This window comes from Cupriavidus sp. CER-90, from assembly GCF_057652055.1.
In genome coordinates this window covers 31908-45801 of record NZ_JBYGYM010000002.1, presented here as the reverse complement: position 1 = coordinate 45801, position 13894 = coordinate 31908, and the positions used below count along the sequence as shown (strand labels likewise).

Here is a 13894-nt window from a genome sequence, read left to right as displayed (position 1 = left end):
GAGTGGGCGATGTCCGGCCTGCAAGGATGCTCTTCTCTTGCCGATATATGACGTTCAGCGCGAAAGTCTTGCGCGCGAACGACCAGGACGAGGGAATGTTGCGGAGCACGGGTTTGAGGGTGAGGTGGTGGGATTGCCACCGGGTTGTCGTGCGGCTGATGCTTGTGTTGATCTTGCAATGGCTGGTCGGAATGTCAGAGGCGCATGCCATGTCCGCCGCCTGCAGCACGCTGAATGGGTTGGGAGCGACAACGTCCTACACCCAGCGCTTCCAGGCCAGCGCATTCCAGGCGGGCGAAAGCGTGTCCGTCTCCTTCTCCGACAACGGGGCCGGCATCGGAGGGTCTCCTGTTACCGCCGATGTGGTAATCCTCGGGCAATACAGCACGGTGGCACAGTACCGGTACTCCAGCGATACAGGGACAGTGGGGAGTCATGTCGGCAGCGTGGATTCCTCGTTCCTGACGACCAACGGACTGTACTTGCGCATCAACGCCACGAGTTACCTCAGTCCGGTGATCGTGAGCTGCTCTGGCGCGGCGCTGTCCAGCGATGCCACGCTGTCGGCCCTGTCGCTGTCGGCCGGCACGCTGGCACCGGGATTTGCCCCGGGCACGACTAGTTACAACGTGGCTGTCGCCAACAGTGTGTCGTCCATCGTGCTGACACCAACGGCGGCCAATGCCGGCGCCAGTCTGACGGTCAACGGGGCAGCGACAACCGCAGGCGCAACCACGACGATACCGCTGGCCGTCGGCACGAATCTGCTGAACGTAATCGTGACCGCACAAGACGGCAGCACCAAGACCTACCAGATCAACGTGGCCCGCGCTAGTGCGCCGCCGACAGCGGGGGCCGTCTCGGTATCGGTAGCGGCCAATAGCGGCGACAGTCCCATCCCGCTATCGATCACTGGAGGCGCCGCCACAGCCGTGGCGATTGCCAGTCCACCGGCTCACGGTACGGCCACGGCGTCTGGCACGACCATCGTGTACCGGCCCAATGCTGGCTATGTTGGGCCCGATGCGTTGGCGTACACCGCGTCGAACGGATCGGGTACGTCCGCGCCGGCGGCGATCTCGGTCACGGTCAATCCACCTGCGGTCGCATACGCGCCGGTATCGCCGCCTGGCGCCAGCGTCGGCGCGCCTTACAGCCAAAGCGTGGCGTCCGCCAGTGGCGGCACCGCGCCTTACAACTATGCGCTGGCTTCGGGCACGCTGCCCCCGGGCATCGTGTTGACTTCGACGGGCACGTTGTCCGGCACGCCCACCGGCGCTGGCAACTACGCGTTCAGCGTGGTGGCGACCGACAGCAGCACGGGAAATGGGCCGGTGAGCACGACTAGCGGCGTCCTGACGCTGAGCGTGGCCGCGCCGACGATGGGGCTCAACCCCGGCGGCACCACGTTCAACGCTGTGCCGGGCCAACCATTCAGCCAGACATTTGGCGCCTCGGGCGGCACCGGTCCGTATCGGTATGCGCTGAGCGTCCAGTCCGGCGTCATGCCGACGGGCATGGCCTTCAATACTGCGACGGGCACGCTGTCCGGAACCCCGACCGGCGCGGGATCGGTGACGTTCTCGGTCACGGCCACCGACAGCTCCGCCGGTACGGGCGGCCCATTCTCGGTCACTTCGACCTACACGCTAACCGTCGCGGTCCCGACTGTGACGATCGGGCCGGCGACGCCGTCCAGCGCGACCGCGGGCTTGGCTTATAGCCAGACGTTTACCGCCAGCGGCGGCGCCAGCCCATACCAGTTCGTCATCACGGCCGGGGCGCTGCCAGCAGGGCTGTCGCTCAGTGCAGCCGGCGCTCTCAACGGGACGCCGAGGGCCGTGGGCACCTTCGCCTTGACCGTCATGGCAACCGACACCAACGGCTACACGGGCAGCCGCGCTATCAACCTGATTGTGGCGGCGCCCGCCATCGGTCTGGGGCCGGCGACGGTATCCGGCGCGGCCGTGGGTGCGCCGTATAGCCAGGCATTCACGGCGACGGGCGGCAATGCGCCGTACACGTTCTCGGTCGTCGCCGGCGCGCTGCCATCGGGTCTGACGCTGGCCTCGGGCGGCACGCTTTCCGGAACGCCAACTGTGGGCGGCACCTATAATTTTTCGGTCCAGGTGCAGGACAGCACCACTGGCGGCACGTTCACGACGACGCGACCCTACACGATGACGGTGGGCGCGGCGACTCTGACGGTGTCTCCACCCACGCTGGCCGGGGGGACGGTGGGCGTCGACTACGCCCAGTCGCTCAGCACGGCCGGGGGTACCCCCGGCTATACGTATGCCGTGACGGCAGGCGCGTTGCCGCCTGGTATCACGTTGTCGGGCACAGGCCTGCTGAGCGGTCGGCCGACTGCGGGCGGCACTTTCAGCTTCACCGTGACTTCCACTGACAGCAGCGGAAGCGGGCCATTTTCGGGCTTGCAAGCCTATACGATGACCGTCACGGCCCCGACCCTCGCGGTGGCACCTGCCACGCTGCCGACGCCCACGGTCGGCATGCCGTACAGCCAGACCTTGACGGCGAGCGGTGGCATGGCGCCCTATACGTTCTCGGTGACCGGTACATTGCCGGCGGGCCTCGCGCTGTCGTCCTCGGGCGTGCTGTCCGGCACGCCGACGGCGGGAGGCAGCTACAACTTCACGGTGCGCGCCACGGACTCCAGCAGCGGGGCGGGCCCGTATAGCGCCAGCCGGTCGTACTCGATCACGCTAGGAGGGCCCACGCTGGTGTTGAACCCGGCATCGCTGCCGGCGCCGACTGTGGGTACTGTATACAGTCAAACCGTAACCGCTAGCGGCGGGGTGGCGCCGTATACGTATGCTGTCACCGCCGGGGCGTTGCCGGCCGGGCTGACACTTGACGCCGCCACCGGTGCAATTCGTGGCACGCCCACGACATCGGGCGCCAACACGTTCTCGATCCGCGCGACCGACAGCAGCACAGGCACGGGGGCGCCTTACAGCGCCGCGCGTACCTTCACGCTCAGCACGCTCCAGGCCATCCCCACCGCGCCCCCGGTGGTCGTCGGCACCAGGGCGAATGTGCCGGTGACGATTCATGCCGCTGCCAGTGCCGCAAACGGACCGTTTACCGGCGTCACCATCGTTACACCGCCGGCCAGCGGGTCAGCGGCGGTGCAAGGGCTGGATATCGTCTATACGCCGGTGCTAACGTCGTCGGGCGCCATCACGTTCGCCTACGCGCTGCAGAACGTGGCCGGCCAGTCGGCGCCCATCGTGGCAACGGTAAACGTCGATGCGGTGCCGGTGCCGGTGGCTTCGGCGCAAGCCAGTGTGTCATCAGGCAAGGACGCGACGGTCAACGTCACCGAGAACGCCAGCGGCGGTCCGTTCACGGGCGTCAGCGTGGTGTCGGTGGTGCCTGCGAATGCGGGCGAGGCAACAGTGAGCCAGCGTGCCGCGCGGAAGCCCATGTTATCCGCCAGCCAGATGGGCCCGGCATCGTCGGGTGGCGACTTCGTCGTCACGTTCACGCCGGCTGCCGCGTTTGCTGGCACCGCTGTCGTCACTTATACGATCAGCAACGCTGTTGCCACATCGGCGCCGGCGATCCTGACGATTACGGTGGCAGAGCGGCGCGACCCGTCGACGGATCCCGATGTCTCGGGTTTGATCAATGCGCAGATCCAGGCGGCGCGCCGCTTTGCCACCGCGCAGATCAGCAACTACAACCAGCGCCTGGAGCAACTGCATGGCGGGGGCCGCCCGGCGTTTCGCAATACGATGAACGTCGCGCTGCCGCGCATGGATGGCGCGGACTCGCGTGCATGCCAGGGCGTCGAAGGCCTCGTCGCTCATGACGATTGCCTGCGCGGCAAAGCGGTCTCACATGGGGCAGACGGTGAACGCATGGCATCGGCAGGAGGCACCGCCCAGAGAGAAAAGCTGCAATTGGTGGCGGCAGCGGGCGGTCAGCCGGACGTACCGGCAGGCGCACGGCAGGCCAGCGATGGAGCGGCCGGTCAGCCGGCCACCATTCTGGCGCCCCGCTTGCCAGAGTTGCCCGGCGCTGCAGGGGCAGCCGGCGGCGACTCGGCCGACGATCCCCGCGTCGCGTTCTGGACGGCCGGCATCGTCGATTTCGGTTTCGCCAATGCTAGCGCGCAGCACTCTGGTTTCCGGTTCAACACCGGGGGCGTCACGGCGGGCGCGGACTATCGCGTCTCTGATCAATTGACCCTAGGGGCGGGCCTAGGATATGGGCATGATCGCACCGATATCGGTAGCTTTGGCACCCACAGCAGCGCCGACGCCTTCAGCGTGGCGCTGTATGGCAGCTATCGTCCCGTGCCGTCCTACTTCGTCGACGGCGTGGGCGGCTACGGCGCGCTGCGCTTCGATTCGCGCCGTTGGGTCACCGACGAATCGGCCTTTGCCACCGGCAAGCGCGACGGGCACCAGTGGTTCGCCTCGCTCACCTCGGGCTACGAGTACCGCGACACCCGGTGGCTGATTTCACCGTATGGACGCATACTGGCTGCCCGGAGCACGCTGGACCCGTATAGGGAAGATGGCGCCGGCATTGGCGCGCTGACGTACTTCGGCCAAACGGTGAATAGCGTATCGGGCACCCTGGGCCTGCGCAGCGAGTACGCTCAGCCCACCCGATGGGGCACCTTCCTGCCGTTCACGCGTGTCGAGTATCAGCACGACTTCGAAGGCCAGAGCGTGGCCAACCTGGCCTATGCCGATCTGCTGGGCGCCGGCCGCGTCTATACCGTCAACGGCACACCGTTCGGCCGCGACCGCGTTCAGGTTTGGCTGGGCGGCAAGCTGCGAACGCGGACGGCGACGTTTGGCATGGACTACAACGTGATGTTCGGCATGGGCGGGCTGCAGCAAGGCGTCCGACTGACGCTGGCTGCGCCGTTCTGAGGGTGCCGGGCCGGGAATCCATGGCGTTGTCAGCATTATGCTCGTGTGGCGGTCCTGCGCGGCTCGGTGTGGCGTGAAGCTGCCGCGCAGAAATCGCAAATCGGTGACATACAGTCTGACGTCAGGCAGTTGCCCGCTGCGAAGTTTCGACCATGTGGCGATTCTAGCTATCGGAGCGTTCGATAGTGGCGGCGATGCGCGTAACTGTCCTGTTGCTGGACAGGCCGAGCCTTTCCGTGGCTGCGTCAGGCGCAACGCCACGAATCAACAGGCGCCGGCAGTATGTGTTTCGCAGAAGCCGCGGGCCCATGTCTTCAGCCTCGTGGCCCACGCCGGCGAGAGCTTCACGCACGATCTTGCCAAAGCTCATGTCCGTAATGGGTGTGCCCGTGCGCGTGAGCGAGAAGAGCAGATCGCCATCGCTTGGCCACGTGCGGCGGACATCGAGCCAAGTGTTCAAGGTCGCCACTGCGAAGGATTCCAGATGAATGGTACGGGATAGCCTATGCCGCCGCGCAGGCACGTGGAGATATGGAGGAGATGCATACGGGGTGAGATTCTGGATGCGCACGGCGCGGCCTTCGCTAGCAGTGACACCGGTGCCGAGGAATAGTGCGACGATCGCGCGCTTCTGCAGCGTGGCCGGATCGTCGTCGGGCTGCGGGCACACGAATGCTTGCAGGTCCCGGTCCACATTTTCTGACAGGAACCGTACGTCGGGATCATCAACAGGCCAGTGCTGACCAAGAACGAGGGCGCTGGCGGGATTTGCATCGCGGACGCCGATGGCCACTAGATGCCTGCAGAGACGATCGATGAGCTTGAGATAACGCATGCGCGTCGCCGGCGAGTAGTGCACGGCATCGCCGTCCAGCCAGAAGCCATCGAGAACATCGGCACCGAAGCTGGCCACCGTATCGCCGCGAGCGACCAGGTATCGGTAGAACCGGTCGAACATGGCCCGGTGCTGGATGATGGATCGCTGGGAGAACGGTCGACGATCTGCGCCGGCGGCTTCGCGTTCCTGCCAGTGGGCGTAGGCGCGGATGGGGTCGAGATGCCAAAGGGTATCCATGGTTTGTATTTATATACTGAAAGTTGCGCCTCCCCACAACCCTAACCGCATCTTCGATGCGGTCATTGCTCCCAGAAGTGGAGGGCCATGGGTCACGGACTCAGTGCGGCATCGAATACCGGTCAGCGAGATCCACTTGGAGACGACACACGGCCGGGGCAGCAACTGTGTGATCAACCTCAGCGCATCCAGTGTGGCCAGTCGGGCCATCGAACAACTCTCGCAGTACGGCGAGTTTTAGCGCAAACCGCCCCGGAGCGGGCTCGTTGAAAAGCACGCTGTCGCCGACGGCATAGACACAGTATGTCCTGTAGAGCGGCTGGCCGTTCGGATGGAAGCTGATTTGTTGGGCCAGGGCAGGGCCGCCGTGGTCAGCGTGTCAACGCCAATCGTAATCTGCACGATTGGGGCGGCCGAAACTTGCAAAGCGCTAAGCCAATGTTCCTGCACTCATTGTGCGGCACAGCATTGACGGATACCCGTGTAGGGGCGGTGGCGGTGGCGGTGGCGCTGGCCTGAAGTGGCAGACTGTTGAGCAGCGTGTTGCCGGACAAAAGCCTGACAACGGTCATTGAAGATCCGGCGTCGGGATCCGGCCAGGAGGCGCCGTCCGGCGCTCCGACCATAAGACATTTGAATGTCCGGTGTCTCCAGAAGGGCGACGAAGTTAATTTCGCGCTTCAAGTGCCTCAACAAAATCGGCTACTACCGATTGAACTTGTTGAAATGATGATCCAATTTCCTTCCCAAAGAAACATCTCACTACATACCTTCCATTTTTATAGAATGACATTTGGTATTTAACGCTCCAATCCCCCAGATCCGTCACGGCAACATAATTGTCATTTTTGGAGCGAAAAACAAACACTTGCACGCTTCCGTTCTTTCCAACTGGCTCAGAATATATATCTAACCCGTTTTCCGCCCTGACTTTCTTTGCCCCCCATCTGCCGCTAATCAAGTCATCGACTTCATTTCCGTTCGGTGGATAACGCATCACAACTATATCCACGATTTTGCTTGTTTTGGTGTATCGGTAAGGTTTCAAGGCGGGCTTCATCGACGGGTAGTAAACGAGCACCCTAAAAAACTCATCCTTGACATCCGGATTATAATTTTTTGGAACGCTAAACGACGCCGCCGTATCCGGGTTGTTCGCGCCTATGGTGAAATAGTAATGCCCATCGGATGTGATTTCCGTCGCAAAGGCAACCGCACAATAAAATAGCGAGATTTTAAGGAAAGCAGTCTTCCTTATTAGGAGCGACTCAATCAATGATTGATACATATTTCACCAAGGATCAACTTAAATAAACGTCCGTTGCAATATCATTCCGTGGCGCCGTCAAAGTTGTATTGAGTGGGAGTAGAAGAGTATCAATCGAAGTCTAGGGTGCCATACCGGCGCGTCCCATCCCCCAAACGAGTGGCATATACGAGCGCATGCATCGAACGGCAGTTCTATTTCGGAAGCGGTGGTTACGCCCTCTCAAGCCCAACCGCGGTTGAGCCGTCTCGTGACCGACCAGTCGTCTACCGACACCGGTCATCGCGGCGAAGAGTTTCCGAGTGCCCGCTAAGGGTCGAGAGCTGCCGACTGAGCCGGGCCTGGCCTGTGACTGAGGGCCAACGACTGGGGCCGGCCAGTAAGGGACATTTGCCCGCACGCCAGCCGGGAAACTCGTTGGGCCGCTCCAGGACCTAAAGGAGCCTCTCATGCTGCTTGCGGCAGTGTGAGACGTTCATTACGCTTATGCTCCGAAGAACCTAGCCTAACTCCCAATGCAACTGAACCCCCGGCAACTAGAAGCCTTCCGCAGTGTCATGGTCGCCGGCAGCATGACTGTTGCAGCCGAGCTTCTGAAGATCAGTCAGCCTGCGGTCAGTTCACTGATCAGGGAGCTCGAAAAGAGACTTGAGATTCGGCTGTTTCGACGGGAAGGCAATCGGCTCATTCCGGGAGCGGAAGCCCAGCGACTGTTCCGGGAGGTGGACCGGTTCTACCAGGGCATGGAGCAGATCGAGCGCGTGGCGATGGACCTCAAGTCTGCACGCATCGGTACGTTACGGGTTGCGTCAATGCATACGTTAGGCTTGAGCTTGCTGAGCGAGGGAATCAAGGAGTTCTCGCTTTCGCGGCCCGATTTGGCCATCTCGCTCGACGTTCGAAACTCTCTCGGCGTGCTTGAGCTTGCCGCCGCACACCAGATCGACATCGGATTTGTGCAGATGTCCGGCAACGAGTTCCCAGGCGTGGATGTTTTTCCGTTGCCAAGCGTCGCGGCGGTCTGCGTGCTCCCACGTGGGCATGCTCTCGCCCGCAAAAGATCCTTGAAGATAACTGACCTGCAAGACGAGCCGCTTATTTCCCTGAGCCGCAATAGCCCGGTACGTATGCGATTGGAGATGGAACTCGAAGCCGCCGGCGTGACATGCAAGCCCTCGGTGGTCACATCGCTGGGCCATGTGGCGTGCAGTCTGGTTGCTGGCGGCCTTGGCCTGACAGTCGTCGATCCCTTTACCGCTCGCAGGGTGCGCGAGCCGGGCGTGGTTTGGCGCCCTTTGTGGCCGGTAGTGGAGTTCCACTTTTCCATCGTTCTGCCTTCCCATCAACCGAAATCAAAAGTCGTCGAGGATTTCATCAAGGTGGTCAAGGCGCTCTTCAAAGCCAACGCGGCTCGGCCCTAGCCCTCCCCACTCCCGTGTCCGCAACAGCAAACCGGGGTTAGGGTTGTTCACACCCAGAGCTGGACGACCGTCGCACCAAGCCTCTGTGCGAGCACAAGAATCTCTTATGCGCGTCCAACCCTGTCTGTAGTTGTGACTGCCTGACCAAGAATTCATCATCTCGTCATGGAATCTGCCTCACTTAATGCCATGACATCCTCCACTTCCCACGAAACACTGCTTGCCGAAGCCCGGCTAAGCTCGCCCCCGGCCTCCCGGCTTACCAAGCACTACGCCCTGCCGGGACTGGAGCGCGAGCGCAGGCAGTTCCACGAGTTTGTCGCCGTCGATCTTGCCCATACCACCATGCTGGTGGAGCAGGGCATTGTTTCCACAGCTACCGGACGCGCAATCCTGGAGCAGTTACTGGCCATTCGCGACATGGAACCTTCGGATTTTCCAGTTGATGCGCGCAAAGGCAGCTTCCTGTTGCAGATGGAGTCGTATCTCTTCAGCGCGATTGGCGAGGATGTCGGTGGGCAGATGCACACAGGCCGCAGCCGGATTGACCAGGGCGCTACCGTACGCCGGCTGTATAAGCGCAATCGCATTCTGGATGTGATGGACCGGCTGAACGAGTTTCAGGATGCAGTCGCCGAGCAAGCGCGCCGCCACGCTCACACCATCATGCCCGGCTACACGCATATGCAGCAGGCACAGCCTTGGGTCTTCGGGCACTATCTCCTCAGTTTCAGCTCTCGCCTGCATGACAGCTTTGAGCGTCTCGCTCAGGCCTACGGGCGCGTCAACCGCAATCCATTGGGGACGGTCGGCCTTGCGGGCACGTCGTGGCCGCTCAACCGCGAGCGGACCACGGAACTGCTCGGCTTCGACGGTCTGGTCGAAAACTCCAAGCTGGGTCGCGAAGCTTTTGACGCCGCAGATGCCATCTGCGCACTTTCTTTCATCATGGCCGACTTGAACGATCTGGCTACCGATCTCCATATTTGGTCCAGCACCGAATTTGGACTGGTTGAATGCGATGACAGCTACTGTGGCACGAGCAGCATCTTCCCCCAGAAGAAGAACCCAGTAGCTTTGGAGACCATCAGGAAGGCTGCCGGCCCCGCAGTAACGTGGCTGGGCGCTGCGCTGGCGACTTTCCGGGCCGAGGGGACTGGGGACCAAGCGATGCGAACCGTCTCTCACATCGATGAAGCGTTCTCAACGACTGAGAGCATGCTTGATCTGTTCACAGGAGTCATCGAAACGCTGATCGTGCATCGGGACCGCATGGCCGAATCGCTCAAGGGTAGTTGGTGCACGGCAAGCAACCTCGCGGATGTAATCGTGCGTGAGCGTGGCCTTTCCTTCCGCCAAGTGCACCACATCGTCGCCCGTGCAGTCCGCAATTGCGTGGCTCAAGGCCTGAGCCCAAATGAATTGACCAGTGCTCGTCTCGACGAAGCCGCGTTCGAAACGGCTGGAGTCCGTCTCCGTCTGAGCGACTGTGCAGTTCAGGAGGCGCTCGATCCACGTCGGTTTGTCGAGACCCGGATTACCGATGGAAGCGTCGGGCCGCATCAGGTTGCACGATTGCTCGAGCATGCCGCGCAGGAGCGCGCAGCAGACCGACAATGGGTGAGTATGGCGCGCACCCATTTGGATCGTTCGCAACGGATGCTCATCGAGGCCGTTGTCAAACTCGTTGCTTAAAGGGGAGACGCAGGCTATGTTGAAGTCTGTTGCAGTAGTTGTGTCGATCGCCGCACTTTCCATGGGTGCTCGTGCGGAGACCTATCCTTCAAAGCCCATCATGCTTGTCGTGCCCTTTGCGGCCGGAGGCACCGTGAACATGATGGGTCGCCTGGTAGCCGAGAATATGGGGGAAAAGCTGGGTCAGCCGGTTGTCGTCGACAACAAAGCTGGTGCCGGTGGCGCAATTGGCGCGGGCTTCGTCGCCAAGGCCTCCCCCGATGGATATACCTTGTTGCTGGGTTCGATGGGACAAGCCGTTCATCCGCTGCTCACCAAGAGGCTGTCGTACGACCCCAAGAAGCTCATTCCGGTTGCGACGTTCGCGACGGTGTCGAATGTCCTGGCGGTATCCGGCAAAGCTTCCGCAAAGAATGTCTCGGAGCTGATCAGCTATTCGAAGGCCAATCCCGGAAAACTGAATATGGCCTCGGCGGGGACGGGTTCCATCAATCACCTTATCGGTGAGCTATTCATGTCCAGAACGGGAGTGGATTTCGTACACGTACCGTACAAGGGTGCTGGTCCTGCAGGCGTGGACTTGCTCGCCGGTCAAGTACAACTGATGTTCGTAAATCTGCCGAACGTGCTGCCCTTTGCAAAGGCGGGAAAAGTCCATCTGTTAGCTGTAGCCAGCGAAAAGCGCGATCCGGCAATTCCGGATGTTCCCACTTTTGCTGAAGCCGGTGTAAAGGATGCAGTTGTCGAGTCATGGTACGGCCTCATGGCTCCTGCCGGTACGAAACCGGAGGTGGTGAAGAAGCTCCAGGATACTCTGCTTGGTATGACAAAAGACAGGCGCTTTATTGCTCAACTGGCGGAGCAAGGTGCCCGACCGTACCCCGGCTCCAGTGCAGACATGGCTCAGCTCATTGAAAAGGAAGCCAAGCGCTGGGGTGAAGTCATTGACCACGCCAAAATTTCACTGGACTAAATCACTGCATTGACGAGGCATGCCATCCTGGCCTGAAGGCCGAGCGTTCCCGCACTTCCTGATGAACAAATGACAGACCGAGAATTGATCGTCCAGCGAGCGATGCAACGCCTTGGGCATTGCAATGGTAGAGCGACCGTGATGGGTCGAGAGCTGCCGACTGAGCCGGGCCTGGCCTGTGACTGAGGGCCAACGACTGGGGCCGGCTGCGAATTCAACCGGTCAACGCAACAGCTTGTTGGAATCGTTCAGCCGGTGTATCGAATTCTAGTGTCTTACGTGGGCGATCTGAGTGCCGCTTGGCGCCATGGCACGTCCCCGACCAGACGTTTCAGCGAGGCGATTGCCCCCAGCAGCTCAAGCGGGTTGGCGTCCATCGGATCGCAACGGACATGGGCGCTATCGCCTACCCTCGCATCGCCCTCGACGGTCATGGCTTATGGGTGAGCACGACCTTGGCCTACCCGGCGTGCGAGGCGGACGACATGCCGCGCGGACAACCCGTGGATTGGCGATGCCGGCGCCCACGGCTTGCGCCCGCGCGGCAAGGGCCAGGGGGAACTTGCAAGGGATCGCCCCATTGGCATAGCATCGCTCGTCCACAGCAATACCTCCCATGCTCCAGAATCATCCGCCCCCCGCGTCGGGAAACATTGAAGACATGCCGCGCAACATCCTGTTCGTGGCATACCCCGATGTCAGCCTGCTCGACCTAGCCGGGCCCCAGACCGTGTTCTGGGCCGCGTCCAACTACGCACGCGCGCGTGGGTTGGCCGGCTATCGCTGCCACACGACCAGCTTCACCGGCGGCATGGTGGCGACGGTGGAGGGCACCACGATGGATTCGATGTCGCTGGCATCGTTCGACCTGCGGATGATCGACACCGTGATCGTGCCCGGTTCGCCCATCATCCTGGAGGTTGCTAAGAACGAGACCGCGCTGCTGGATTGGCTGGCCAATGCGTCGGGCACGATCCGCCGCATGGCGTCGGTGTGCAGCGGCGCCTTCCTGCTGGCATTCGCGGGCCTGCTCGACGGAAAGCGTGCCACCACGCACTGGGCCATGCTCGATCGCTTCCGCGAACTGTTTCCCACGGTGGACCTCGATCCCGACGCGATCTTCGTGCGGCAGCAAAACCTGTGGACGTCGGCCGGCGTCACCACCGGGATCGACCTGGCGCTGGCCATGGTGGAAGCCGACTATGGCCACGAGGTGGCACTCAATGCCGCCAAGGAACTTGCGGTCTACATGAAGCGGCCCGGCGCGCAACCGCAACTGAGCGAGATCCTCATCTCCCAGAGCCGGCAGGTGCCGGTGTTCGAGGCGCTGCACCTGTGGATCGTGCAGAACCTGGCCACGCAGGACCTGTCCGTCGAGCAACTGGCCGGGTACGTCGGCATGAGTCCGCGCAACTTTGCGCGGGTCTACAAGGAAAAGACCGGCCGTACGCCGGCCAAGGGCGTGGAGCACTTCAGGCTGGAAGCGGCGCGGCGGCAGTTGCAGGACCCGGGCCGGCCCATCGACGTGATCGCCCACGAGTGCGGCTTTGGCAGCGAGGAGCGCATGCGGGTGACGTTCCAGCGCCATTTCGGGCTGTCGCCGAGCGAATACCGGCTCAAGGTCAATCGCTAGGTCCGCGCGCCGTCCGCCCCTGCGTTCTTTTTCGATCCGATTGGTGCAAATCGGGAAACACCGTGCGCCCGGCGTCGGTCTGGTGAGCCGCCCCGGCCGCATCTAGCATGCAAGGCACGTGGACTCGTTCCACTTTCGAGCATGGAGACGCATCATGAAGATCGTAGTCGTAGGGGGCACCGGCCTGATCGGCAAGAAGGTGGTGGCGCGGCTGGCCGCGCAGGGGCATGACGTGCTGGCCGCGTCGCCGGGCACCGGCGTCAATACGCTGACGGGCGAAGGCCTGACACAGGCGCTGGCCGGGGCCCAGGTGGTGGTGGACGTGGCCAATTCGCCATCGTTCGAAGATCAGGCGGTGCTGCACTTCTTCGAGACTTCGGGCCGCAACCTGGCGGCCGCCGAGAAGGAAGCCGGCGTGGCGCACCACGTGGCGCTGTCGGTGGTGGGTACCGACAAGCTCGCGCAAAGCGGCTACTTCCGCGCCAAGATCGCCCAGGAAGCCCTGATCCGGCAGGCGGGCATTCCGTACACGATCGTGCGCTCGACACAGTTTCTGGAATTCCTGGCCGGCATTGCCCAGTCGGCGGGGCAGGCGGACACGATCCGCCTCACCCCGGCCCTGATCCAGCCGATCTCGTCGGACGACGTGGCCGATGCGGTAGCCGATGCCGCGCTGGCCGCCCCCGTCAACGGCACGATCGACATCGCCGGGCCCGAACGCTTCCGCATGAGCGACCTGGTGCAACGCTACCTGCAGGCCACCGGCGACCGCCGCACGGTCGTGGCCGACCCCGCCGCGCGTTACTTCGGCGCCGACCTGCAGGAAGGCACGCTCGTGCCCGAAGGCGAGGCGCGTCTGGGCCACATGCATTTCGAAGACTGGATTCGTCAACTGCAGAAATAGTCTGGAGACGACG

8 protein-coding genes are annotated in these 13894 nt (G+C 62.4%); 6 read left to right on the top strand and 2 right to left on the bottom strand.

Going from position 1 to position 13894, the window contains the following annotated elements; genetic code table 11:
* Nucleotides 1-47 precede the first annotated feature (47 nt).
* A complete protein-coding gene (locus AC24R4_RS10635; RefSeq protein WP_487523041.1) occupies nt 48-4913 on the top strand; it encodes a putative Ig domain-containing protein in 4866 nt (1621 codons plus the stop codon).
* 163 nt (nt 4914-5076) lie between these two features.
* Here AC24R4_RS10635 and AC24R4_RS10630 read toward each other — a convergent pair whose 3' ends face one another.
* The gene (locus tag AC24R4_RS10630; RefSeq protein WP_487523040.1) at nt 5077-5988 is read right to left on the bottom strand and encodes a tyrosine-type recombinase/integrase; all 912 of its coding nucleotides are present in this window, start codon (nt 5986-5988) and stop codon (nt 5077-5079) included.
* A gap of 667 nt (nt 5989-6655) precedes the next feature.
* Nucleotides 6656-7276 carry a hypothetical protein gene (locus AC24R4_RS10625; RefSeq protein WP_487523039.1) on the bottom strand — a complete coding sequence of 207 codons (621 nt, stop codon included), beginning with the start codon at nt 7274-7276 and terminating at the stop codon, nt 6656-6658.
* A gap of 494 nt (nt 7277-7770) precedes the next feature.
* Here AC24R4_RS10625 and AC24R4_RS10620 point away from each other — a divergent pair, with 494 nt between their 5' ends.
* The 5 genes from AC24R4_RS10620 to AC24R4_RS10600 all read left to right on the top strand — a co-directional run bounded on the left by AC24R4_RS10620 (nt 7771) and on the right by AC24R4_RS10600 (nt 13881).
* On the top strand, nt 7771-8676 hold the full coding sequence (locus AC24R4_RS10620) for a LysR substrate-binding domain-containing protein (protein ID WP_011299946.1): 906 nt from the start codon (nt 7771-7773) through the stop codon (nt 8674-8676).
* 165 nt (nt 8677-8841) lie between these two features.
* Nucleotides 8842-10371, top strand: a complete 1530-nt coding sequence (gene argH / locus AC24R4_RS10615) for an argininosuccinate lyase (RefSeq protein ID WP_011299945.1) — start codon at nt 8842-8844, stop codon at nt 10369-10371.
* 16 nt (nt 10372-10387) lie between these two features.
* Nucleotides 10388-11344 carry a Bug family tripartite tricarboxylate transporter substrate binding protein gene (locus AC24R4_RS10610; RefSeq protein WP_487523038.1) on the top strand — a complete coding sequence of 319 codons (957 nt, stop codon included), beginning with the start codon at nt 10388-10390 and terminating at the stop codon, nt 11342-11344.
* A gap of 661 nt (nt 11345-12005) precedes the next feature.
* On the top strand, nt 12006-12977 hold the full coding sequence (locus tag AC24R4_RS10605; RefSeq protein ID WP_487523037.1) for a GlxA family transcriptional regulator: 972 nt from the start codon (nt 12006-12008) through the stop codon (nt 12975-12977).
* A gap of 154 nt (nt 12978-13131) precedes the next feature.
* On the top strand, nt 13132-13881 hold the full coding sequence (locus AC24R4_RS10600; RefSeq protein ID WP_487523036.1) for an SDR family oxidoreductase: 750 nt from the start codon (nt 13132-13134) through the stop codon (nt 13879-13881).
* Nucleotides 13882-13894: the final 13 nt, after the last annotated feature.